At 58.0% G+C, this 23,577-nt stretch carries 26 protein-coding genes; 8 read left to right on the top strand and 18 right to left on the bottom strand.

Annotation, left to right across the window (positions count from 1 at the left end; genetic code table 11):
- The first annotated feature begins 63 nt into the window (after positions 1–63).
- The 3 genes from BV390_RS11985 to ytfE all read left to right on the top strand — a co-directional run bounded on the left by BV390_RS11985 (position 64) and on the right by ytfE (position 2,683).
- The gene (locus BV390_RS11985) at positions 64–888 is read left to right on the top strand and encodes an AraC family transcriptional regulator (RefSeq protein WP_032689813.1); all 825 of its coding nucleotides are present in this window, start codon (positions 64–66) and stop codon (positions 886–888) included.
- A gap of 75 nt (positions 889–963) precedes the next feature.
- Positions 964–1,938 carry a DMT family transporter gene (locus BV390_RS11980; RefSeq protein WP_032689815.1) on the top strand — a complete coding sequence of 325 codons (975 nt, stop codon included), beginning with the start codon at positions 964–966 and terminating at the stop codon, positions 1,936–1,938.
- Positions 1,939–2,020: 82 nt separating this feature from the next.
- A complete protein-coding gene (gene ytfE / locus BV390_RS11975; protein WP_032689816.1) occupies positions 2,021–2,683 on the top strand; it encodes an iron-sulfur cluster repair protein YtfE in 663 nt (220 codons plus the stop codon).
- Positions 2,684–2,817: 134 nt separating this feature from the next.
- On the opposite strand, the gene cycA is transcribed toward ytfE, so the two are convergent.
- Both cycA and fklB read right to left on the bottom strand, forming a co-directional pair.
- Positions 2,818–4,221 (bottom strand): D-serine/D-alanine/glycine transporter, encoded by a 1,404-nt coding sequence (gene cycA, locus BV390_RS11970; protein WP_004857136.1) that lies wholly within the window; start codon positions 4,219–4,221, stop codon positions 2,818–2,820.
- A 306-nt stretch (positions 4,222–4,527) separates the two neighbouring features.
- Complete coding sequence (gene fklB / locus BV390_RS11965) at positions 4,528–5,148, bottom strand: FKBP-type peptidyl-prolyl cis-trans isomerase (protein WP_015585317.1); 621 nt, start codon at positions 5,146–5,148, stop codon at positions 4,528–4,530.
- 356 nt (positions 5,149–5,504) lie between these two features.
- Between fklB and BV390_RS11955 the strand changes: the two genes are divergently transcribed.
- Positions 5,505–6,167, top strand: a complete 663-nt coding sequence (locus tag BV390_RS11955; RefSeq protein WP_004857130.1) for a LysM-like peptidoglycan-binding domain-containing protein — start codon at positions 5,505–5,507, stop codon at positions 6,165–6,167.
- A gap of 254 nt (positions 6,168–6,421) precedes the next feature.
- Here BV390_RS11955 and rplI read toward each other — a convergent pair whose 3' ends face one another.
- The 4 genes from rplI to rpsF are packed head-to-tail and all read right to left on the bottom strand — an operon-like array spanning position 6,422 to position 7,860.
- Positions 6,422–6,871, bottom strand: coding sequence for a 50S ribosomal protein L9 (rplI, locus tag BV390_RS11950; RefSeq protein WP_004857125.1), 450 nt, complete (start codon positions 6,869–6,871; stop codon positions 6,422–6,424).
- A 41-nt stretch (positions 6,872–6,912) separates the two neighbouring features.
- On the bottom strand, positions 6,913–7,140 hold the full coding sequence (gene rpsR / locus BV390_RS11945; RefSeq protein WP_000135199.1) for a 30S ribosomal protein S18: 228 nt from the start codon (positions 7,138–7,140) through the stop codon (positions 6,913–6,915).
- 4 nt (positions 7,141–7,144) lie between these two features.
- Complete coding sequence (priB, locus tag BV390_RS11940) at positions 7,145–7,459, bottom strand: primosomal replication protein N (protein WP_004857121.1); 315 nt, start codon at positions 7,457–7,459, stop codon at positions 7,145–7,147.
- Between the two features lie 5 nt (positions 7,460–7,464).
- On the bottom strand, positions 7,465–7,860 hold the full coding sequence (gene rpsF / locus BV390_RS11935) for a 30S ribosomal protein S6 (protein WP_004098001.1): 396 nt from the start codon (positions 7,858–7,860) through the stop codon (positions 7,465–7,467).
- Positions 7,861–8,208: 348 nt separating this feature from the next.
- Here rpsF and BV390_RS11930 point away from each other — a divergent pair, with 348 nt between their 5' ends.
- Complete coding sequence (locus BV390_RS11930) at positions 8,209–8,484, top strand: YdgH/BhsA/McbA family protein (RefSeq protein ID WP_004857116.1); 276 nt, start codon at positions 8,209–8,211, stop codon at positions 8,482–8,484.
- Positions 8,485–8,553: 69 nt separating this feature from the next.
- On the opposite strand, the gene yjfP is transcribed toward BV390_RS11930, so the two are convergent.
- A complete protein-coding gene (gene yjfP / locus BV390_RS11925; protein WP_085396962.1) occupies positions 8,554–9,270 on the bottom strand; it encodes an esterase in 717 nt (238 codons plus the stop codon).
- A gap of 209 nt (positions 9,271–9,479) precedes the next feature.
- Here yjfP and bsmA point away from each other — a divergent pair, with 209 nt between their 5' ends.
- The gene (bsmA, locus tag BV390_RS11920) at positions 9,480–9,788 is read left to right on the top strand and encodes a biofilm peroxide resistance protein BsmA (RefSeq protein WP_032689819.1); all 309 of its coding nucleotides are present in this window, start codon (positions 9,480–9,482) and stop codon (positions 9,786–9,788) included.
- Positions 9,789–9,926: 138 nt separating this feature from the next.
- Positions 9,927–10,202 carry a DUF1471 family protease activator YjfN gene (gene yjfN / locus BV390_RS11915; protein WP_047663823.1) on the top strand — a complete coding sequence of 92 codons (276 nt, stop codon included), beginning with the start codon at positions 9,927–9,929 and terminating at the stop codon, positions 10,200–10,202.
- Here yjfN and BV390_RS11910 read toward each other — a convergent pair.
- Entirely contained in the window at positions 10,193–11,830 is a 1,638-nt protein-coding gene (locus BV390_RS11910; protein WP_032689821.1) for an isovaleryl-CoA dehydrogenase, read from the bottom strand. The genes yjfN and BV390_RS11910 overlap by 10 nt on opposite strands.
- A 196-nt stretch (positions 11,831–12,026) precedes the next feature.
- On the opposite strand from BV390_RS11910, the gene BV390_RS11905 reads away from it, so the two are divergent.
- Complete coding sequence (locus BV390_RS11905; RefSeq protein ID WP_032689822.1) at positions 12,027–13,319, top strand: MFS transporter; 1,293 nt, start codon at positions 12,027–12,029, stop codon at positions 13,317–13,319.
- Positions 13,320–13,724: 405 nt separating this feature from the next.
- On the opposite strand, the gene rlmB is transcribed toward BV390_RS11905, so the two are convergent.
- The 10 genes from rlmB to BV390_RS11855 form a co-directional block, all read right to left on the bottom strand.
- Positions 13,725–14,456, bottom strand: coding sequence for a 23S rRNA (guanosine(2251)-2'-O)-methyltransferase RlmB (gene rlmB / locus BV390_RS11900; protein ID WP_004857074.1), 732 nt, complete (start codon positions 14,454–14,456; stop codon positions 13,725–13,727).
- A gap of 106 nt (positions 14,457–14,562) precedes the next feature.
- A complete protein-coding gene (locus BV390_RS11895) occupies positions 14,563–15,363 on the bottom strand; it encodes an ABC transporter ATP-binding protein (protein WP_085396961.1) in 801 nt (266 codons plus the stop codon).
- Positions 15,360–16,349 carry an ABC transporter ATP-binding protein gene (locus BV390_RS11890; RefSeq protein WP_085396960.1) on the bottom strand — a complete coding sequence of 330 codons (990 nt, stop codon included), beginning with the start codon at positions 16,347–16,349 and terminating at the stop codon, positions 15,360–15,362. The genes BV390_RS11895 and BV390_RS11890 overlap by 4 nt, the downstream gene beginning before the upstream one ends.
- Complete coding sequence (locus tag BV390_RS11885; protein WP_085396959.1) at positions 16,342–17,202, bottom strand: ABC transporter permease; 861 nt, start codon at positions 17,200–17,202, stop codon at positions 16,342–16,344. Before BV390_RS11885 ends, BV390_RS11890 begins: the two co-directional genes overlap by 8 nt.
- Positions 17,199–18,155, bottom strand: coding sequence for an ABC transporter permease (locus tag BV390_RS11880; protein WP_085396958.1), 957 nt, complete (start codon positions 18,153–18,155; stop codon positions 17,199–17,201). Before BV390_RS11880 ends, BV390_RS11885 begins: the two co-directional genes overlap by 4 nt.
- Before the next feature lie 12 nt (positions 18,156–18,167).
- Positions 18,168–19,730 carry an ABC transporter substrate-binding protein gene (locus BV390_RS11875; RefSeq protein ID WP_085396957.1) on the bottom strand — a complete coding sequence of 521 codons (1,563 nt, stop codon included), beginning with the start codon at positions 19,728–19,730 and terminating at the stop codon, positions 18,168–18,170.
- Positions 19,731–19,751: 21 nt separating this feature from the next.
- Complete coding sequence (locus BV390_RS11870; protein ID WP_085396965.1) at positions 19,752–20,969, bottom strand: M20 family metallopeptidase; 1,218 nt, start codon at positions 20,967–20,969, stop codon at positions 19,752–19,754.
- A 53-nt stretch (positions 20,970–21,022) separates the two neighbouring features.
- Complete coding sequence (locus BV390_RS11865) at positions 21,023–21,799, bottom strand: ABC transporter ATP-binding protein (protein ID WP_032697153.1); 777 nt, start codon at positions 21,797–21,799, stop codon at positions 21,023–21,025.
- Entirely contained in the window at positions 21,799–22,569 is a 771-nt protein-coding gene (locus BV390_RS11860) for an ABC transporter permease (RefSeq protein ID WP_032689824.1), read from the bottom strand. The genes BV390_RS11865 and BV390_RS11860 overlap by 1 nt, the downstream gene beginning before the upstream one ends.
- On the bottom strand, positions 22,566–23,573 hold the full coding sequence (locus tag BV390_RS11855) for a taurine ABC transporter substrate-binding protein (RefSeq protein ID WP_032689826.1): 1,008 nt from the start codon (positions 23,571–23,573) through the stop codon (positions 22,566–22,568). Before BV390_RS11855 ends, BV390_RS11860 begins: the two co-directional genes overlap by 4 nt.
- Positions 23,574–23,577: the final 4 nt, after the last annotated feature.

The raw sequence follows: 23,577 nt of genomic DNA, 5'->3' as shown, positions 1-23,577 counted from the left end.
ATTTTTGTAGCTTCCCGGCGGGTCATCCCCAATAATAAAAGGATATCCGTCGGGAGAAACGCAATGCAGGGCGTACCGGAACAGTTCAACGATGAGAGAGACAGCGCGCGCTTTCGCCATCCGGCGCAGCTGCCCGGCGTTGAGCTGTACCATGCCCATATCTCCCGCTACGCTTTCGAACCCCATACCCATGAAGCCTTCGGCATCGGTGCGATAGAGCTCGGCGCCGAGCGTTTTCGCTATCGCGGCAGCCAGCATGTCGCGCCGGTTAACTCCATCATTACCATGAACCCTGACGAACTGCACACCGGAGAAGCGGCCACCGCCGACGGCTGGCGCTACCGTATGGTCTATCTGGAGCCGCAGATGCTGGAAGAGGTCACCGGCGTGCGCCACTGGTGGTTCAGTGAGGTGGTTCGTCAGGATCCGCAGCGCTCGCAGCGGCTCTGTCAGCTTATTTATGGCTTATGGCATACCGACGATCCGCTGGCTCAGCAGGGTCTGTTGCTCGACGTGATCGATACCTTCCGCCCGCTGGCCCATCACGCCCCGGTTATCGCGGAAGCCGCCCACCGTTTCGAGCGCGTACGCGATTATCTGCATGACAACTATATGCACGCCGTTTCCCTTGATGAGCTGGCGCAGGTTGCCGCCCTGAGCCCGTACCACTTTCAGCGCCAGTTTAAGGCGCATTTCCACGTCACGCCCCATCAGATGCTGATGGCCATTCGCCTGTGGCGCGCCAAAGCCTTCCTCACCCACGGCATGCCCGCTGCCGAAGTGGCCGCCGCCACCGGTCTGACCGATCAGTCACACCTGACCCGCGCCTTTACCCGCCGCTACGGCATCACCCCGGTGCGCTATCAAAAGCAGGTCGCCCGGCGCTAATGCGCAATCTCATACAATATTCCCGACGCGGCCTCTTCTACACTTTAGCCAACTGAAATCGGTACGGATGGCGTGATGATTAGTGGTGTGTTGTATGCCCTGCTGGCGGGGATGATGTGGGGGTTAATATTCGTCGGCCCGGTGCTGGTACCGGAATACCCGGCGGTGCTGCAATCCATGGGACGCTATCTGGCGCTGGGGCTGATTGCCCTGCCGCTGGCATGGCTCGGTCGCGCGCGACTGCGACAGCTTTCCGGACGAGACTGGTGGACGGCGCTGGGGCTGACCATGATGGGCAATCTGATCTATTACGTTTGTCTCGCCAGCGCCATTCAGCGCACCGGTGCGCCGGTATCGACGATGATTATCGGCACCCTGCCGGTGGTGCTGCCGGTGATGGCTAACCTGCTCTACAGCCAGCGCGACGGTAAGCTACCGTGGCGACGTCTCTTTCCGGCGCTCTCCTGTATCGCTGTCGGCCTGGTGTGCGTCAATATTGCCGAACTGCGCCAGGGACTGCCCAATTTCAGTATCTGGCGCTACGGTTCCGGTATTGGTCTGGCGCTGATATCGGTGGCCTGCTGGGCCTGGTACGCGTTGCGCAATGCACGCTGGCTGCGGGAAAACCCGGATAAGCATCCGATGATGTGGGCGACGGCGCAGGCGCTGGTGACGCTACCGGTCTCGCTGGCCGGTTATCTGATTGCCTGCGGATGGCTGCATGCCCAGCAGGTCGACTTCCCGCTGCCCTTTGGCCCACGTCCCCTTATCTTCGTGACGCTGATGCTGGCCATCGCGGTCCTCTGCTCCTGGGTCGGCGCATTGTGCTGGAATATCGCCAGCCAGAAGCTGCCAACGGTCATTCTCGGGCCGCTCATCGTCTTCGAAACGCTGGCGGGCCTGCTGTATACCTTCCTGTTACGACAAAGCATGCCGCCGCTGCTGACGCTCAGCGGCATCCTGCTACTGGTTGTTGGCGTGGTCTACGCGGTCTGTTCGCGACCACAAAAACCGGTGGTTGTGGCGCGGGTCTGCGAGAATAAAAAATAGCCTGGTATCCGAAAGGGGTATTTCCTTGCCAATAAGATGCATTTAATATGCATCTTATATTTTTAAAGACGAGGTATTCGCTATGGCTTTTCGTGACCAACCTTTAGGCGAGCTGGCGCTGACGATTCCGCGCGCCTCCGCGCTGTTCCGTAAATACGATATGGACTACTGCTGCGGCGGCAAACAGACGCTGGAACGCGCCGCAGCGCGTAAGGAGCTGGACGTCGCGGCGATCGAAGCCGAGCTGGCCAGACTGGCGGAAGAGCCGGTAGAGAAAGACTGGCGTACCGCACCCTATGCCGAAATCATCGACCATATCATCGCTCGCTACCACGATCGCCATCGCGAACAGCTGCCGGAGCTTATCCTGCAGGCCAGCAAAGTTGAACGGGTGCATGCCGATAAGCCCAACGTGCCGAACGGCTTAGCCAAATACCTGACCATGCTGCACCAGGAGCTCTCCAGCCACATGATGAAAGAGGAGCAGATCCTGTTCCCGATGATCAAACAGGGCATGGGGACTCAGGCCGCGGGTCCCATCAGCGTCATGGAAAGCGAACACGACGAAGCGGGCGAGCTGCTGGAAGTGATTAAGCACGTCACCAACAATGTCACCCCGCCGCCGGAAGCCTGCACCACGTGGAAAGCGATGTACAACGGCATTAACCAACTGATCGACGATCTGATGGAACATATCAGCCTGGAGAACAACGTTCTGTTTCCGCGTGCCCTCGCCGGAAAATAAAAAAGGCGCCCGCAGGCGCCCTCGACATTGTCAGTCTTATTGGCCACCCCGGTGGCCTTTTTTATGACGGACGTCCTGTCCGTCCCCCTTCGGGCCGTTGCAAGCAACGTTAAAAATCTCTCCCGAAGATTTTTTTATTTCGCCAGACGTTTCTTACCGGCGAAGAACCAACCCGCCGCCAGCAGAACGAACCACAGCGGGGTGACGATCAGCGCTTCGCGCGTATCGGCTTCCAGCGTCAACAGCACCAGCACGAAGACGAAGAACGCCATACAGACCCAGCACATCAGTTTACCCAGCGGCATCTTATATTTGGACTGCTCATGCAGATGCGGACGCTTTTTGCGGTAGACCAGGTATGAGCACAGAATAATGGTCCAGACGAACATAAACAGGATCGCAGATACCGTGGTAATCATGGTGAAGGCGGCAATCACGCTCGGGTTCACCATCAGCATCACCACGCCGCCCAGCAGGCACATGCAGGAGAAGGTCAGCCCTTTCGCCGGTACCGCACGTTTCGACAGCTTGGCGAACATCGACGGCGCCTGACCATCCTGCGCCAGGCCGAACAGCATACGGCTGGTTGAGAACACACCGCTGTTAGCCGAAGAGGCGGCCGAAGTCAGCACCACAAAGTTAATCAGGCTGGCCGCCGCCGGCAGACCCACCAGGACAAACAGTTCGACGAACGGGCTCTTGGTCGGCACCACGGAGCTCCACGGCGTCACCGACATAATCACGATCAGTGCGAAGACGTAGAACATAATAATACGCAGCGGGATGGAGTTAATCGCGCGCGGCAGGGATTTTTCCGGATCTTTGGTTTCTGCCGCAGTGGTCCCTACCAGCTCAATACCGACGAATGCGAAGACCGCGATCTGGAAGCCGGCAAAGAATCCGCTGATCCCTTTCGGGAACCAGCCGCCGTCATTCCACAGATGGGCAAAAGAAGCCTCCACGCCGGTCGGCGATTTGAAATGCATCATCACCATCACCAGGCCGACAACAATCAGCGCCACAATGGCGACGATTTTGATCATCGCGAACCAGAACTCCATCTCACCGAACATTTTCACGGTGGCAAGGTTCAGGCTCAGCAGCAGCAGGATAACCGCCAGCGAAGCGACCCAGTCGGAAAGTCCAGGGAACCAGAACTGGGCGTAGGCGGTAATCGCCACCACGTCGGCCATCCCGGTCACCACCCAGCAGAACCAGTAGGTCCAGCCGGTAAAATAGCCTGCCCACGGCCCCAGAAGGTCGGCGGCAAAATCACTGAACGATTTATATTCCAGATTCGACAGCAGTAATTCGCCCATCGCGCGCATCACGAAAAACAGCATAAAGCCGATGATCATATAAACAAAAATAATGGATGGCCCGGCGAGGCTGATGGTTTTGCCGGACCCCATAAACAGCCCCGTCCCGATGGCGCCACCAATAGCAATAAGCTGAATATGTCGATTCGTGAGATTTCGCCGTAGCGATTGTTCAGTCGGAGCCTGCTCTTCGGCAGCGACTTTAACCTGATCTACCATGTGATTTTCTTCCTGTTGTACCTGTCTGTGTTGTTCAGGCTCTGATGGCCCGTCATTTGTCATTACCCTGAAAAAGGGTTTATCGATATTAGGTAAGAATCGGAGGGATGAATACTATGATTTAGATATAATGTTAATTTTATGTTTAAAGTGAGTGTTATATCACTCCTGAAGCGCGAAACAGCTCACAAAAATACACCTAAAAAGGCTGAGCGCAACATAAAATTCCAGCAAACTCCTAACTTAAGTATTTTGCGCTATTTTTAGTCGCTCCCTCCCCCTGAAGGGAGAGGAAGCACCTGCTGATTAGATAATATCCAGCAGTTCAACTTCAAAGATCAGGGTGCTGAACGGAGGAATAGAAGCACCTGCGCCGCGCTCACCATAGGCCAGGTTGTGCGGAATAGTCAGTTCCCATTTGGAACCCACCGGCATCAGGGTCAGCGCTTCAATCCAGCCGCCGATCACGCCGGTCACCGGGAACTCAGCCGGTTCACCGCGAGCCACGGAGCTGTCAAATACGGTACCGTCGATCAGTTTACCGGTGTAATGCACGCGGACGCGGTCGGTACGCGCCGGGATCGCGCCTTCACCCTGGGTCAGAACGCGGAACTGCAGACCGGATTCGGTGCTGTTCACGCCTTCACGCTCGCGGTTTTCATCCAGGTATTTCTGGCCATCGGCCGCCATCTCCTGGAAACGTTCGCGACGTACCGCGTCAGCACGTTCGTGGATTTCACGCAGCGCGCGGTGAACGGCTTCCACCGGCACCTGCGGCTGATTGCCTTCCAGCGCATCGGCAATGCCGGCAACCAGTGCTTCAGGCAGCAGCCCCTGCAGGCCGGATTCGCTCAGCTGTTGTCCAACCTGCAAGCCGATACCGTAACTTGCCTGCGCTTCAATAGTGTCAAAAGTCGGGGTTGCCATCTTCTTTCCTTATTTTTCGGGGGGAAAATTTCATACTCGACGGATTCCAGATAGCAAAAAGGCGGCATGCAGATGATTCACCGGCAGGACAGGCCACAGTGTGGCCAGTGCAGGCAGGCGCAGCCAGCGCATCAGCAACTCGAAAGACGACGAGCGTAAAGTGGTGGGCAGCATATCAGCCATCGTCCGATGGGTAAAACTTTGTCGCGGAGATGATGACAAATCTGAGGGAAACAGAAACAATAGGAGATATCAGGTTAACCTCACGAAACATATCTTTGTCTCGGCCATCAGGAAGTTAGCCATCTATACTCTACGGAGAGCAGGATAAAAATATGCGGAGCAGGAGGAAAGCCATGCCCGGGCGCTTTGACATCACACCTACCCTGGCGAAGATCTGGCACGCCCCGGATCATATTCGCATTATGGATCCGCTGCCGCCCATGCACCGCCGAGGCATCATTGCCGGCGCATTGCTGGTGATTATCGGCATACTGCTCCCGTCAGAGGAGAGCAGCAGCCCGGTACAAAGTGGCCGCGAAGCCAATATCGACCTGCAATCGCAGTCCCAGCCACAATCTTCCCAACAGGCCATGCCGCTGCCGCCGATTACCACTACGCCGACGGTGAATGACGCCGATCAGATGGCGCCGGTGGCGCCGGAGCCGGTTCAGGACGAACCGGTGGATCAGGGACAGAGCCAGGCCTACTCTCAGCCGCAGCAGCAACAGCAGCAGTCGGCCCCGGGGATTGAGCAGCAGTGGCGTACCTACCGCATAGAAGCGGGTAAAACCCTGGCCCAGCTGTTCCGCGATCATAATCTGCCGCCAACCGACGTCTATGCGATGGCGCAGGTAGAAGGTCCGGGCAAACCGCTCAGTTCGCTGCAAACCGGGCAGACGGTGCAAATTCGTCAGAATGCGAATGGCGTCGTGACCGGCCTGACAATTGATACCGGCGGCGGACAGCAGGTGCTGTTCACCCGTCAGGCGAACGGCAGTTTTATTCGCGCGCGCTAATCGCCGCCAGGAATCCACTGGTCATGCCGGGTATCATGCCCGGCCTGCGCAAAAGCGCCCTCTCACTCCCGTCTCCTTCTTCCCGCTTCATTTGGTACCGCGTCGCGTCCGCTCATATCAACGCCTCCCGATCAAAGGATGGGTCATTGACGGCCTGATATTGCAATTGTGTCAGAAGAGAACAACAGAAGGGGAATGCAGAAAAGCAAAACGCCGGCACAAGGCCGGCGTCTCGACGCGAACTGAGTAAAAAATTACTCAGCTACAACGTTAACAACCAGTTTCGCGAAGACTTCGCTGTGAACCTGGAAGTCCACTTCGTGCTCACCGGTGGTGCGCAGAACGCCGTTCGGCAGACGAACTTCGCTCTTAGCAACGGCAACGCCAGCTGCAGTTACAGCGTCAGCGATGTCGCGGGTACCGATGGAACCGAACAGTTTACCTTCGTCGCCAGATTTAGACGCGATGGTAACGGTGCCCAGTGCGTTGATTGCTTCAGCACGTGCGTTAGCAGCGGCCAGAACGTCAGCCAGTTTGGCTTCCAGTTCAGCGCGGCGCGCTTCGAAGAATTCAACGTTTTTCTTGGTAGCAGGAACAGCTTTGCCCTGTGGTACCAGGAAGTTACGAGCATAGCCCGCTTTAACGTTAACCTGATCACCCAGGCTACCGAGGTTTGCTACTTTATCAAGCAGAATAACTTGCATTACCTTATCCTCTCAAAGTCGTATTAATGGACCGTGACCGATTACTGATGACGATCAGTGTACGGCAGCAGGGACAGGTAGCGTGCGCGTTTGATAGCGCGAGCCAGCTGACGCTGATATTTTGCACGGGTACCGGTGATACGGCTTGGGACAATCTTACCGCTTTCGGTGATGTAGTTTTTCAGCGTTGCGATATCTTTATAGTCGATCTCTTGAACGCCTTCCGCGGTGAAACGGCAGAACTTGCGACGACGGAAATAACGTGCCATTTGGCTAGTCTCCAGAATCTATCAATTCAATCTGCTCGGCATGCAGAACCATTTTGCTCAGGCCGTTCTTTGCCTTGTGGCAAGAGATGAACCCCTGAACGGTCACTGCGCTACCGACCGTTATACTGTGAGTAATGGCCTGGTTCTCGTGTCCGCTAATAATCACGGGCATTTGACACCATGCCTGCCGGTGAAAACCGGCTTCCTCCTGCACTGAACGATGCTCAAGCACGAACTGGCAGTGTGGAATTCCTGACGGGCTGACCTTACGAAGTGGCGTCCTGCAAACAATGCCGGACAACTCCAGACGATTGGTCATCAGGATTACTCTTCAGAATCCCCAGCTTCAGAATCATCTGCGGTTTCGTTTGCGAAATCTTCGCGACGCTCACGGCGCTCGTCTTTCGCTTTAACCATCGGAGATGCTTCGGTAACAGCGTGCTTAGTACGCATTACCATGCTGCGGATAACGGCGTCGTTGAAGCGGAAGTTAGTTTCCAGCTCATCGATCGCTTCCTGCGGAGCTTCAACGTTCAGCAGAACGTAGTGAGCTTTGTGCAGTTTGTTGATCGGGTAAGCCAGCTGACGGCGGCCCCAGTCTTCCAGACGGTGGATCGTACCTTCTGCTGCAGTGATTGCACCAGTGTAACGTTCGATCATACCCGGAACCTGTTCGCTCTGGTCAGGATGGACCATAAAAACGATTTCGTAATGACGCATCGAATTGCTCCTTACGGATTATTCAGCCTCCTGTCTGGGTCAGCCGCGGCCCATGGAGGCAAGGAACGTGTTAAAGGGCGGCCGAAAAATTGACGCGTCATTCTACTTTCGCAGCCCTGGGAAGACAAGCGAATTGCGCAAATAATTCGCACTAACCGCTAAGCCGCGCTAAGTCAGTGATTTAAAATTAATCAACGGCACCAGCGACACTTTTTTGAACAACTACATCAGAAATGGTCGCGATACCCGCGGTAGCCAGAGATTACACTTATATCAGAGCTATCGCTAACCCAGGAGGATCCCGGATTTAACGCCATCATGGTCGACAGAACGTCAGGAGCGTAGAGTATGAAATACATCATCATTGCCGCTATGGCTGCGCTTTTACTGAGCGCCAACGCGCTCGCAGCCATCAAGATCGATGGGCGCCAGGCACGCAACATGGACGATGTGCAGAGCCTGGGCGTTATCTATATCAACCATAATATGGCGACTGAGCAAGAGGCCGATCGGGCACTTAATCAGCTGAGCGATGCGCAAGGCGCAAAATATTTTCAGCCGATCCTGATTCACGAACCGGAAAGCAACGGCGTGATTCATGCCAGCGCAGCCATTTATCGCTAATCCCAGGTTTCCCTGCGCCTCCCGAGCGGAGGCGCTCCCCCTGCCTTAGGGCCGGCGTCAACCTCGCGCTTAAAGATTCTGCTGGAAGAACGCCACCGTCGCCGCTAACGCCTCCGGCGTTATCCGGTGGCGAACCCCTTTTTGCCAGACGCACGTCAGGTGAGCGTCCAGATTGTTTTGCTGCAGCGCCTGCTGAAGCCGGAACGTGCCATCGGGCGGAACCACATCGTCTTCATCACCGTGCCAGAGCAATAGCGGTCGGTTAGCCAGGGTGTCGAGCTGACGGGAGACGTCCCATTCCGCCAGCTGTTCGGCACTGACGGCGTGCGAAGGAAACAGACTCTGTGACAGCTGCGTAAAATAACCGGAGCCCATCAGGCAGGCGACGCTTTTTATATCCGGATGATGGGTCATTATCCCCAATGCCGTCATACCGCCCATCGATGCCCCGGCGACCGCCAGCCTCTCCCCTTCAACCCACCCCTGCCCGATAACCGCCTCGCGCAAAGCCGGAAATTCGGCAAAATTTTGCAGTAAAATCGGCCAGAAGCGCTGCATCCGCCCGCGTTCATCGCCCTCGTAACGTGCACCATGTTCCGGTGCATCGGGCATAATGACCCGAAACCCGGCTTCCGCCAGCGCCACGGCGAAGTAGCTGTACACCAGCTTCGACGAGGTAAAACCGTGATAAAAGATGATACAGGGCAACGGCTTATCCAGCGCATATTGCGGGCAGGCATGTAGCACTTCGCCTCCCGCCAGACGACGTATTTCGAGAGCAATCATTGACCATCTCCTTTCACTCAGGTCGCGGTGTGTCATGGGCTGATATATTCAGCAAGAAACCAGGTTCGCCATGATTCATAATGTTGAGAACTCGGTTACGCTTTCACGATATTTTCATTCGAAAATCGCGTCAGAGATAACACTTCGGGAACATTCCCCGGAAATGACATTCAGGCTACCACTACACTATGACTATCAGGAAACGAGATATGGTTATGCGCAGGTTAACACCGTGGTTTCTGGCTATCGCACTGAGCGGTTGTAGTGCCCTGCAGGGGACGCCAGAAGCCCCGCCACCCGCAACCGACCATCCGCAAGAGATTCACCGTAACCAGACGACAGGGCTACAGAAAATGGGGACGGTGAGCGTGTTGATGTACGGTTCGCCGATGGATGTCGAAGCGGCGTTGAAAACGAAAGCAGAAACGGCTAAAGCGGATTACTACGTCATCATCATGATTGATGACACCATGGTTCCCGGCCAGTGGTATTCGCAAGCGATTCTGTACCGTAAATAGCGGTACACCGTCTTTTAGCCAGTTTTACACTGCTTTGCGTCCATTCACGTTTTCCTGTGCATAATAACGTTCGGCCAGCCAACCTGGCAGGACGTTAGCAACGGACTGCCCTCGGGACTACGTGAAATGGAGCTGACGATGAAACGATCTTTTACCCTACCTGCGCTGCTGCTGACCACAGCAACAGCAAACACCTCCGCACAGTCAGCGGAATTCGCCAGCGCGGACTGCGTCACCGGCCTCAATGAAATTGGCCTGATCTCGGTCAATAATATTGCCGGTAGCCAGCAGGACGTTGAGCATGCCATCGCCGTAAAGGCCGATGAACAAGGCGCATCGTGGTATCGCATCGTCCAGATGTACGAGGATCAGCAGCCGGATAACTGGCGAGTCCAGGCCATTCTTTACGCCTGAGGCGCCTGACGTCCACGCCCCATCGCACGTAGCAGTAAATCCTCCAGCGTCGGCTCATCCAGCCGCATACCGCCGCGCGTGTCGAGCATCATGCGACACCAGGCCTCCGCCAGCGGCGGCGAGGCGTAGCGTAGCATCTGCGCACCGACGCCGAGCATATAAACCCGGCGGGCTATCTCTCTGCCCTGCTCTTCCGCAGGCCGCCGTAGCAGCTGTTGCAACTGCCGCCACGTACGGTCGAAATGGCGGTTTTGCCCTTTCACCTCTGCGCACTCCGCGGCCAGCAGCTCCAGCGCCGCCGGATGTTTACCCAGTACTCGCATCACGTCCAGGCACATGATATTGCCTGAGCCTTCCCAGATGCTATTGACCGGCATCTCACGATACAGGCGCGGCAGCTCGCTCTCTTCACAGTAGCCAATCCCGCCCAGCACCTCCATCGCCTCAGCGACAAATGGGATCCCGGATTTGCAGATCGCAAACTTCGCCGCCGGCGTAAATAAGCGGGCCCAGAGGACCTCTCTGGCATCATCACGGCTATCCCACGCCCGCGCCAGACGGAATAGAAAGGCGGTCTGCCCCTCAAGGCGCAGCGCCATCTGGCCCAGCACCTGCCGCATCATCGGCTGATCGACCAGATTCTTACCGAATGCCTGGCGCTGCAGCGCATGATAGAGCGCCACCGAATAGGCCCGACGCATTAATGCGTGGCTGCCGAGCGCACAGTCGAAACGGGTGAGCCCGCCCATTTTGAGGATTTGCCGAACGCCATCGCCCTCTTCGCCCACCAGCCAGCCGCAGGCTTCAAAGAACTCGACTTCGCTGCTGGCATTCGAGCGGTTGCCGAGCTTATCTTTCAGCCGCTCCAGATGCAGCGCATTGCGCTGACCGTCGGGAAGCAAACGGGGTACGAAAAAGCAGGAGAGCCCCTCCGGCGCCTGAGCGAGAACCAGATGCGCATCGCTTTGCGGAACCGAGAAAAACCATTTATGACCGACCAGATGATAAAAGCCTTCGGCGGTTTTTTCCGCCCGGGTGGTATTGATCAGCACATCAGATCCCCCCTGCTTTTCCGTCATCCCCATACCAATTAAGACACCACGTTTCTGAGCGCCCGGCGCCAGATGCGGATCGTAGCGGTCGCTCAGTAAAGGGGACAGCCAGTCGCTAAAAGGTTTGGGTAGCGCCTGCTGTAACAGTGGCGTAGCCGCAAAAGTCATGGTTATCGGACACAGCGTCCCCGCTTCCACCTGCGCATGCAGCATAAAGCGGGCGGCGCGCGCGACAAAGGCGCCTGCGCGGGCATCCTCCTGCCAGGCAAGGTTATGCACCCGGTTTGCACACAGCCCCTGCATCAACAAGTGCCAGGCAGGGTGAAACCGGACATCATCAAGCCGGGTACCGGTCGCATCGTAGCGCAGCAGCTCCGGCGGATTACTGTTCGCCAGTCTCCCGAGCTCCAGCGACTCCGCCGCCCCCAGCTGCTGGCCGATACTGGCCAGTAAATCACTGTCCCATCCAGCCCCTTCGCGCGTTACGGCTTCACGCAGCGCACTATCCGACAGAAATAAATTGCTGTTCATCAGCGGCGCAGGCTGATTGAACACGGTATGCGTTTGCCAGGCCATACTGTCTCCTTGCGTCATTGGCATGATTATTCAGTATGGCTACCCTCGCCGGACATCGCCCGCGAGTCCGGTCACAAATAAACCATCTGCCCCTTCGTGAAGCCCATCACAGCCACAGGAATTTTAAATTTCATAATAGAAAATGTATGGAATAGTTTATTCAATTGTGACTTTTTTGCTCATGTCAGGATGATTTATGCAGACCGTAACAACGACAATGGGCGCGCATAAGCGCGCGCTGATCGCCGGCTCTATCGGCAACTTTATTGAATGGTACGAATTCGCGGTATATGGCTTTCTGGCGACGGTTATCGCCCGCAACTTCTTTCAGCTTGCAGGGGAAGCGCCGCTGACCGGCCTGATCCTGACCTACGCTTCGTTCGCTATCGCTTTCTTCTTCCGCCCGTTAGGCGCCATTATTTTTGGTCGGATCGGCGATCGTATTGGCCGTAAACCCACGCTGATTATCGTGCTGGTGATGATGACTCTGGCGACGACGGCCATTGGTCTGGTGCCGGTTTATGCCAGTATCGGCATTGCCGCGCCGCTGATTCTGACGGGACTGCGCATTCTTCAGGGCCTGTTTGCCGGCGGTGAATATGGCGGTGCGGTATCGCTGATGACCGAGTTCGCCCCACGCGGAAAACGCGGGCTGTATGGCGCCTGGCAATCCTTTACCGTGGCATTAGGGCTGCTGGCAGGAGCGGGCATTGTGGCTCTGATTTCAGCCGTTCTGAGCCCGGAGGAGCTGTACGCCTGGGGCTGGCGCCTCCCCTTCTTCCTCGCCATACCGATGGGGGGCGTGGCGCTCTGGCTACGGGTGAAGATGGAAGAGACGCCGGGGTTCCTGCGCCAGCAGAAGCAGCAACAACCGCAGGCCAGCGCAAACCTCAGCCATACGCTAAAAGCCATTATGACCGGCATTGGCCGCCTGATGGTCTGGTCCGCCGCCGGGTATACCTACCTGGTTATCATGCCCGCCTATCTGCAATCCTCGCTGCATACCGGGTTTAATCAGGCGCTGTTGATTGCGGTAATCTCCAATATCGGCTTCGCCATCACCATTCTGCCCGCCGGGATACTCAGCGATAAATGGGGACGCCGCAACGTGATGGTGATTGCCGCCGTGCTGCTGCTCATTCTGGCGCTCCCGCTGCTGAAAATTCTGCAGGCGGAATCCAGCACGCTGCTGGTAAAAGCACTGGTCGTGTTGGTAGCCGGGGGATTAGTCGGCATGCTGGCGGGCCCAGGACCCGCGATGCTGTCAGAGATGTTCCCGACCAAAGTACGTTATACCGGGCTTGGGCTGGCGTATTCACTGTCGAACGCGATTTTCTCGGGATGTGCAGGGCTGATTATCACCGGTCTGATTAAGCAGACGGGGAACCTCGATATTCCGGCTTATTACGTGATGGCAACGGCGGTGGTGAGTATTTTCGCGCTGATGACGCTGAAGAAAAACGACCATCTGCGGTCGCTGGATGAGTGACAAAATTGCCCGGCGGCGCAAGCTTGCCGGGCCTACGGTTCGGTAGAACGGGCAAGACACAGCCGGGCCTACGCTTCGGTAGAACGGGCAAGGCACAGCCGGGCCTACGGTTCGGTAGGCCGGGCAAGGCGCAGCCGGGCCTACGGTTCGGTAGGCCGGGTAAGGCGCAGACGGGCCTACGGTTCGGTAGGCCGGGTAAGGCGCAGACGGGCCTACGGTTCGACAGACCGGGCAAGGCGCAGCCGGGCCTACGGTTCGGTAGAACGGGTAAGGTGCAGCCGGGCCTACGCTTCGGTAGACCGGGAAAAGCACAGCCGGGCCTACGGTTCGGTAGAACGGGAAAAGCACAGCCGGGCCTACGGTTCGGTAGGCCGGGTAAGGCGCTGCCGCCACCCGGCAAACATATCAGCTACGCTGGCGCACCGCTTCAAACAGGCAAATCCCGGTAGCGACAGAGACGTTCAATGAAGAGACGCTGCCAGCCATCGGGATACTGATTAACTCATCGCAGTGTTCACGGGTCAGACGACGCATCCCTTCACCTTCCGCCCCCATGACCAGCGCCATCGGGCCGGTCATTTTGCTCTGGAACAGGGTGTGGTCCGCTTCACCCGCGGTACCGACGATCCAGACATTCTCTTCCTGCAGCAGGCGCATGGTGCGCGCGAGGTTGGTGACGCGGATCAGCGGAACATTTTCCGCCGCGCCGCAGGCCACTTTTTTCGCCGTCGCGTTCAACTGAGCGGAACGGTCGCGCGGTACAATCACCGCGTGTACTCCGGCCGCGTCGGCGCTACGCAGGCAGGCGCCGAGGTTGTGCGGATCGGTGACGCCATCGAGGATCAGCAGGAACGGCTGCTCAAGCGAGGCCAGCAGGTCCGGGAGATCGTTCTCCTGATACTGACGTCCCGGCTTCACCCGGGCAATAATCCCCTGATGCACGGCACCTTCGCTTTTCTCGTCAAGAAACTGACGGTTAGCCACCTGAATCACCACGCCCTGCGCTTCCAGCGCATGGATCAGCGGCAGCAGGCGTTTATCCTCGCGGCCTTTCAGAATATAAACTTCCTGAAAACGCTCTGGAGCGCGCTCGAGCAGGGCCTGCACCGCGTGGATGCCGTAAATCATTTCACTCATTAAAGGTACTCATCTGGGGCGGTATGCGCCGGGTTAATTGGGCCGTGAACCACTTCACTTGCGCCTATTATAACCGACATAGCGTTCAAATCGACTCTTGTCCGCGTTAACCGTTGGCCAACGCTCGTCTCCCGCCCGCTGCCGCCGGATAGGCAGGTAAAATGGCGTTAAGTAAATAGCGCGTATAGTCATGCCCGGCATGGGTGAAAATACGCTCCGTCTCACCCTGCTCGACGATCTTACCCCGGTACATCACCCCCACGCGATCGGCAATGTGTCTGACCACGTTTAAGTCATGAGAGATAAACAGGTATGCCAACCCATATTCGCGCTGCAGCGCCATCAGTAAATTGAGTATCTGCGACTGGATCGACACATCTAAGGCCGAGACCGGTTCATCACAGACGATCAGTTTCGGTTTGAGGATCAACGCTCTGGCAATGCCGATACGCTGGCGCTGGCCGCCGGAAAACTCGTGCGGGTAGCGGGCGGCATCCTGCGGGCGTAGGCCAACCTGCTCCAGCATTTCGGCGACCCGTATTTTACGCTTGTCGATGCCGTGAATAATGAGCGGCTCTTCCAGGCTGTAGCCAATACGACGCCGGGGATCGAGCGATGAGAGCGGATCCTGGAAAATCATCTGCATATCCCGGCGCACGCTGCGCCAGCCTGCGGCATTGAGCCCCATCAGCGAGCGCCCCTCAAACACCACGTCGCCGGCGGTCGCCGGCGTTAACCCCAGAACCAGCCGCCCGGTGGTGCTTTTACCGCTGCCGGATTCCCCCACCAGCGCCCAAGTCTCGCCCGCGTGGAGATTGAAGCTTACATTATCTACCGCGCGCACCGCCTCCCCGCGGCGCAGGAACGTCTTTGATAGCTGGTTGACTGTCAGCAACGGTGTCGTCATCGCCAAATACCTCCTTCTTCCGCTCGCCAGCAGCGAACCTTATGTCCCTCTCGGCCAACGGGGCGCAGGGCTTCCGCCTGCATCCGGCATCGGGGCTGCGCCAGCGGACAGCGATCGGCATAGGCGCACCCGGCGGGCAACGCGTGCAGAGAAGGCACCTGCCCGCTAATTTCCGCCAGCGGCGTTTTCGGCGGATGATTTGCCGAAGGCCGCGCCGCCAGCAGCGCGCGGGTATACGGATGGCGCGGTCGCTCGAAGAGCGTGTACACATCCGCTTCTTCCACCACCTGCCCGGCATAGAGCACCACCACGCGCTGGCACAGTCGCGCCACCACGCTGAGATCGTGGGTGATAAAGATGATGCCCATCCCGGTCTGCTGTTTTATCTCATCGAGCAGATCGAGAATCTGCGCCTGAATCGTGGCGTCCAGCGCCGTGGTCGGTTCATCGGCAATCAGCAGCGAGGGAGAAGTGGCGATCGCCATCGCGATCATCACGCGCTGCCGCATCCCGCCGGAAAGCTCATGCGGCCAGGCGCTGGCACAGCGCACCGGCTCTGATATGCCGACCTGCGCCAGCAGACTGAGGATTTTCTCCCACCGCTGCGCACGAGAAAGCGGCGTATGCAGCCGCAGGCTTTCATCAATCTGCAGCCCAATGGTCATCACCGGGTTCAGGCTGGCCAGCGGGTCCTGAAAGATCATCGCCATCTCCCGACCGCTTATCTGTCGACGAGCCTTTGCCGGGAGCGAATGCAGCGCTTTACCCGCCAGCACAACCTCACCCTCGACGCGGCTGGTACGGGGGGATAACAGCCCCATCAACGCCTGGACGGTGACGCTTTTGCCACAGCCGGATTCGCCAATAATACCGAGCGTTTCATGAGCATTGACCTGAAACGACACCTCCCGCACGGGGGAAACCACCCCCTGATGGGTCGCGAAGCTGACGTCCAGCCTGTTAACACGCAGCAAAGTCTCAGCCATAACGCCTCCCTTGTTTCAACAACCGCAGTACCCGACTCGGCAAGGGCTTAAGCCCCGGATCGGCGCTGTCACGCAGATCGTCGCCAATGATATTCAGCCCCAGAATCAGCAGTACGATGGCTAACCCAGGGAAAAAGGTCATCCACCAGGCGCTAAAAATCACCGTCTTTCCCTCCAACAGCAGGTTGCCGAGACTGGGCATCGGTGCTGGTACGCCGGAGCCGAGAAAGCTCAGCGCCGCCTCGGTGAGGATGGCGACCGAAAACACCCAACTGACCTGAACGATAAACGGTGAAATAACGTTGGGCAGCAGGTGCAGCCAGATAATGCGCGACGAGGTGGCTCCCTGCGCCCGCAGCGCTTCGATAAAATTTTTCTCTTTAATCACCATCGCCGCTCCGCGAATCACACGGGCAATCGACGGGACATACACCAGCGAAAGCGCCAGCACGACGTTGGCAATATTAGGTCCCAGTACGCCGACGATCGCAATCGCCAGCAGCAGAGAAGGAAAGGCGAACAGGCCGTCGCAAACGCGCATCAACACCCGGTCCAGCGGGCGATACCAGGCGCACAGCAGCCCGATGATCATCCCCGTCACCCCGGCAATAGCCGCCACGGCGGCCCCCACCGAAAGTGATACCTGAACCGCCAGCGCCACCCGGACGAACAGATCCCGGCCGAAGTTATCGGTACCGAACCAGTGGGTGGCGGAAGGGGGTTTCAGGCGGCTTAGCGGATCGATGCTGTAGGGATCCCAGGGGCTGAGGACGCTGGAGAAAAAGGAGAGCAGCACGATAGCCAGCAGCAGGCCGGGCCAGATTAGCCGCGCGGGATGCTTTATCACCATCATTTTTCCCCTTCGTCGACGGAAAGACGCGGATCGGCCAGATAGCTCAACAGATCCACCGCCAGATTGATCAGCACATAGCAGACGGTGATCAGCAGCACGACGCCCTGGATCACCGTCACGTCCCGGCGTTCGATGGAATCCACGATCAGCGAGCCCACGCCGGGAATGCCAAATACGCTTTCAATCACAATCGTACCGGTGACCAACGAGGCGAACGATTCGCCGCAAATCGTCAGGATCGGGATCAGGCTATTTTTCAGCGTGTGGCGCAGCAGTACCAGTCGCTCCGGCACCCCCTTCGCCCGTGCGGTGCTGATAAATGCCTCCTGCATTACATCCAGCATGACCGCACGGGTCATCCGCGCGATCAGCGCCGCAATGCGCAGGCCAAGCGCCACAGCGGGCAACGTCAGATACCAGATGTTTAACCAGAAGGATGTATTGGTGGAGCGATAGCCCACCACCGGGAACCAGCGCAGCTGCACGGCGAAAAAGAAAATCAGAAACAGGCCAAGCAAAAAACCCGGTACCGACATGCCAAAGGTCGCCAGCATACGAATAACGCGGTCCGTCGCGCTTCCGTGCTGCCAGGCGCTGATGACGCCGCCCGCCAGCCCCAGTGCCAGCGCCAGCGCCTGGGCATACAGTGCCAGCGCCAGCGTTGGCGTCAGGTGCTGTAAAAACAGGCTCATCACGCTGGTATTTAAAAACAGCGACTGCCCCAAATCGCCGGTAAGCACCTCACCAGCCCAGCTGGCGAACTGGACCAGCAGTGGCCTGTCCAGCCCCATCTGCTGGCGCAGCGCGGCAATATCCTGCGGACTGGCATCATTTCCCAGAATAACCAGCGCCGGATCGCCCGGCGCCAGGTGAATAAGACAAAACACCACCACCGCCACCACCGCCAGTACCGGCAGGAGCGCCAGCAGACGGTGAAACAGGTATCTTTTCATCGCCCTCTCCCGTCAGGGTGCGGTGACGCTAACGTTCCACAGGATCGGTCCAATCAAATCCTGGTAGCCTTTAACATTGTTTTTGATTGCCACGGCATCCGGCGTGGTGCGTCCCAGCACAATCACCGGCAGATATTGCCAGCTCAGCTCGTTGAGTTTATCCACCAGCGGTTTCGCCGCCTGCAATGACGCGGCCTGTTTGATCTCATCGAGAACGGCGTCAATCTCCGGGCTGTTGCTCAACCCCGGGAACTTCGCACGGGAATCGAGGAACGGATACTGGTGCAGCACCTGACGCATGGAGAACTCCAGCGCACAGAGATCGAAGTTTTTCGGATCCTGACGACGCTGAAGCACCGTTGGCCAGTCGTATACATCCAAGCGGGACTTCACGCCAATCTGCTTAAGAACCTGCTGGGCGACAATCGCCAGGTTATACAGCTCGGCATACTCTTTGGTGGCGATAATCACCACCTCCTCGCCCTTATAGCCGGAAGCTTTCACCAGCTCGCGCGCCTCATCCAGTTTGCGCTGATTCCAGTAAGGTTTTCCGGCCTCGCTGTACCAGTCCACCTGTTCCGGAAAGCCCAGAGAAGGATCCTCTTTAAAGAAACGCGGGTCGCTGTAGCCCGCCAGCAGCGTTTGATGTACGTCGAGCACAAGGTTGAAGGCCTGACGCAACTTCAGGTTGGCAAACGGCCCTTGATGTTTATTAAACAGATAGGTGATCAGCGATCCGCCGCTTTGCGGCTGGAACAGCGACAGATCCGGCGCGCGGCTCAGGGTTTCGATATTGTCTTTCGGCAGCTGGAAGACAAGGTCGTATTCTCCGGTCATCGCCCCCGCCAGACGGGTAGATTCATCGGTAATATAGCGGAACCAGATATCCTTCACGTCGGCCTTTTTCTGCCCGGACAACCCGCTTGCTGGTTCTGACCGCGACTGATACTGGTCATAGCGCGTTAAATGCAGATAGTCGCCAGGCTTAAACTCCGCCAGCTTGTAGGGGCCGGTGCCGATCAGTTCAGTCACCGGCTTCTTGCTGCCGTTCGCTTCATTGATAATGCGCGCGGGCATGATCGCGGCGATATTTTTCACATCCGCCAGCACATTGAGGGTAATCAGCGATGGGGCGGGTAGCGTGAACCGCACGATTTTATCATCAACCCTGGTGAACTGAACGCCGGGCAGATTGGCTTTGCCCTGGGTGGATACCGCCAGCCAGCGGTTCATGGAGGCCACCACGTCGTCCGCCGTCAGCAGCTGCCCGTCATGGAAATGAATCCCCTCACGCAGCACAAGCGTGTAGGTTTTACGGTCGTCGCTGAGGGTGTAGCTCTGCACCAGCTCGGGCACCGGCTCGAACTTTGCGTTAATCGTGAACAGCGTTTCGAAGATATGGCGGTCGACATCCGACGTGGCGTTATTGGTCGTCAGGTAGGGATCCAGCGTTCCCGGACGATTGCCATAGGCGATATTCAGGGTGGCATTGCGATCGACGCTTGCCGCCTGCGCGCTTCCCAGGGGTAAAACCGCCGCCAGCATCAGCGCGGCGGCAGAAAACAGCATTTTCATTATGATAGTACTCCGATGAGATCAGGCGGCCCGCGTGGCGGCTGTGCGCCCGGCAAACTCATTTTTGGTATCCGCCAGCAGCGCGGCGTCCGTCAGTAAACGCAGTCCGGTCCGCGCCAGCACCAGCGCCCCGGTGACCAGGGCATCGTATCCCTGAGACGAGTTAGCGGCTTCGCGAAAGGCCACGGTATGACCGTTCAGATCGTCCGGGCCGATCTTGATATACGGATGCGCGGTGGGGACGGCGTGGCTGATATCGCCGGCGTCGGTGGAACCCAACCCCTCTTTCTCTTTCAGCTCGACGCTTTCGCCCGCGACGGTGAACTCTTCCAGCAGCACGCCGTTGAGGGTGTGATTGATATTGAAATCGCGCGGTCCCACCTGATGTTCAATTTTCACCGTGGTGCCCGTCGCCAGCGCAACGCCTTCGGCAATTGCCCGTATACGCGGCTCCAGCGCGACCACCTCTTCACGCGTGTGGGCGCGGATGTAGTAGTGGGCGGAGGCGTACTCCGGAATGACGTTCGGCGCCTGCCCGCCGTTGGTGATAATACCGTGCACGCGGATGCCGTCCGGCAGCTGCTGACGCAGTACGCTGATACCGTTGTACAACAGCACCAGCGCATCAAGGGCATTCACCCCCTTATGCGGCGAGCTGCCCGCATGGGACGGCTTGCCGTAGAAGTGAAAGTAGAGGTGGTTATTGGCCAGCGATGGGCCGGAGAGCCGGGTTTTACCCGCCGGATGAACCATCAGCGCGACATCCACATCCTCGAGGAAACCGTGCTCCACAAAGCGGGCTTTCACGTTGCCGTTCGGCCCGCCTTTACCGCGTAGCCCGCCCTCTTCCGCCGGGGTGCCCAGCACCACCACCTTGCCGCCGGTACGCTCCAGCGTTTCGCCGAGCGCCACGGCCGCGGCCACGCTGGTAACGCCGATAATATTGTGTCCGCAGGCGTGACCGATATCGATCAGCGCATCGTATTCCGCCAGATAGGCAATAGTCGGGCCCGGTTTACCACTCTCTTTAACCGCGAAAAACGCCGTTTCGTGCCCGGCGACGTTAGTGGTAACGATAAAACCGTGTTTTTCCAGCAGCTGCGTCAGCAGACCGCTGGCGTAATACTCGTTATTGCCGGTTTCAGGATGAGCGTGAATATCTTTGGCTATCGCCACATACTCATCCCTGTGCTGGTGAATACTTGTTGCCAGACGGTCTCGTAATTCGCTTGTGCTCATTGCTTCCACCTCAGTCATCACAGTTGATCCATTCCCGCCGCCGGGAATCGCGTTTAACCTAAATGCCGTTTTGCCTCCTGGCGCACGCGGTGCAAAACGTGATGCTTAATCTCGCTGTAGCGCGGGTGTTCCGCCAGGGTTTCGATATCTCGTTCACGGCCGAAGGGCAGGACAATCTCTTCGACGATCTTCCCCGGCTTCGCTGACATAATCAGAATACGGTCGGCGAGGAACAGCGCTTCTTCGACATCGTGCGTCACGAACAGCAGCGTGGTACCGGTCGAAAGCCAGGCCTCGCGCAGCAGCTCTTGCATCATCAGCCGGGTTTGCGCATCCAGCGCGCCGAACGGCTCATCCAGCAGCAGCACCTCCGGGCCGGGCAGCCAGGCGCGCGCCAGCGCCACCCGCTGTTTCATGCCGCCGGAGAGCTGCCAGGGAGCGTGATGCTCAAACCCTTTCAGGCCCACGCGCCCCAGCCAGTCCAGCGCCCGCGCGTTGGTCTCTTGTTTGCGGTATTTGCCCAGCCGCGGGCCAAAGGTGACGTTCTCCAGCACCGACAGCCACGGGAACAGATTCGGCTGCTGGAAAATCATGCCGCGATCCGGCCCCGGCGCGCGTACCGGTTTACCGCCCGCCGCCACGCGTCCCCGGTCCGGTTGGGTAAACCCGGCCACCAGGTTGAGAATGGTGGATTTCCCGCAGCCCGAAGGGCCTAACAGGACGACAAATTCCCCTTTATTCAGCGACAGGCTGATATCCTCGAGCACCGTGAACGGCTGCGGCTTAGCCGCAAAGGAGAGCGAGACGTTTTCCAGCGTGATAGCACTCATTATTCTTTCCCCGCCCAGGGCACAAACAGCCGTTGCAGCCCCAGCAGCAATAAATCCAGCAGATAGCCAATCCCGCCCAGCAGCAGAATGCCGAGCATGACGATATCAGTACGCAGATAGGAGCTGGCGTTAATCACCATCCAGCCCAGACCCGAGCTGGCCGCCACCATCTCCGCCGCAATCAGCGAAGTCCAGCCGATACCGATCGACAGCCTGACGGTGGTGAAGAGATCGGGTAGCGCATCCGGCAACACCACCCGCAGGAAGATCTGCTGACGCGAGGCGCCGAGGGTTTGCGCTACGCGAATGCGCGATCGGCCAATCCGCTCGACGGCGGCAGAAGCCCCGACCACCACGCTTAAAAAGGTGGCGATAAAGATCAGGAAGAATTTGGACGCTTCGCCGATCCCCAGCCAGACCACGGCCAGCGGGATCAGGGCGATTTTGGGCAGTGGGCGCAGGAACTGCACGAACGGGTTTAACACGGCGGCGAGGCCATCCGACAGCCCCATCAGCAGCCCCAGCGGAATGCCGATGATAATCGCGACCGCAAAGGCGCTGAGGGCGCGCGCGAGGCTCACCGCGATATGTTCCCACAGCGGCACCTGGCGATAGCCATCCGCCAGCAGCTCTTCGGTGGTGAGGCCGATATCCGTTAGCGAAGGCAGCAGCAGCGGGTCGACCCACTGCCGCGTCGCCGCCACCTGCCAGACGATAAAGAAAACCGCCACCGAGACGATGCTGATGGCAATATGCTGGCTCAATCTCATTGCGCGGCTACCGCCGCATCGCGGATATAGCGTGAATCAATCGCCGCATCCCAGTTAGCCGGAATGTCGCGTTTGCGGATTTCGCCAATCCCCGCGAGGAAGCCGGAGGTTTTGCTCAGCGCTTTGCCGATACCGCTGTCGGAGGTTTGCGTCCCGTTACCCAGCCATGCCGCCGTCCCCTGCTGGCTCAGCGTGGGGTATTCCAGGCCGCCAAGCGTATTCGCCGCGGTGGTCACCGGGGCGCCGACTTCTTTCGCCACGATAGCCGCCGCGCGCTCCGGGTCTTGCTTAAATTCGTCAACCTTTTGCTGGTGAACGCGCAGGAAAGCGGTCACCACCTGCGGATATTGCTCGGCAAAGGCTTTACGCACCACGTAGTTGTTGTAAATCAGGTAGCCATCTTTTTGCAGATCTTTGGTGGCGAAGACCTGATGTCCGCCGGAGGACTCCAGCTCCTGGGCAAACGGCGCCCAGACGTAGCCGGCATCGATATCACCGCGCTTCCAGGCGGCGACCATATCTGCCGGGCGCAGCGGCAGGAGGGTGATCTTGCTGCGGTCCAGTTTGTTGACGTCGATGGCGGCTTCAAGGGCGTATTGCGCCGTCGAATTGGGCGGATAGGCCACGCGCTTGCCTTCGATATCTTTAATGCTGCTGATGCCCTCTTTGCCAATCAGTCGTTCATAGCTGGCAATAACGCCGGAGACGCCAATAATCTCTACCGGCAGTTTTCTGACGATCCCTGCCGCCGCCGGGCTGGATCCGAAGTTAGCAATATCAATCGCATTGCTGGCGAAATAATTTAACGCGTCGGCGCCGGAGGCAAACTGCACCCACTTCACTTTACTGTTTAACGCTTTATCCAGAGAGCCGTCGGCCTTCGCCAGCATTAATACCTGGGAGCCGCCGCTATAAGCCACCCGAACTTCGGCCGGCGTCTCCGCAAAGCTGGCGTTGGCCCATAAACTACCCGCTGCAAGGAATAAGCAGAGAATCTTTTTCATTATA

The organism is Klebsiella sp. YJ, from assembly GCF_002108615.1.
Classification (GTDB): Bacteria; Pseudomonadota; Gammaproteobacteria; order Enterobacterales; family Enterobacteriaceae; genus Klebsiella; species Klebsiella planticola.
The sequence above is the reverse complement of the archived record's forward strand: the minus strand, read 5'-3'. Positions and strand labels throughout refer to the sequence as shown.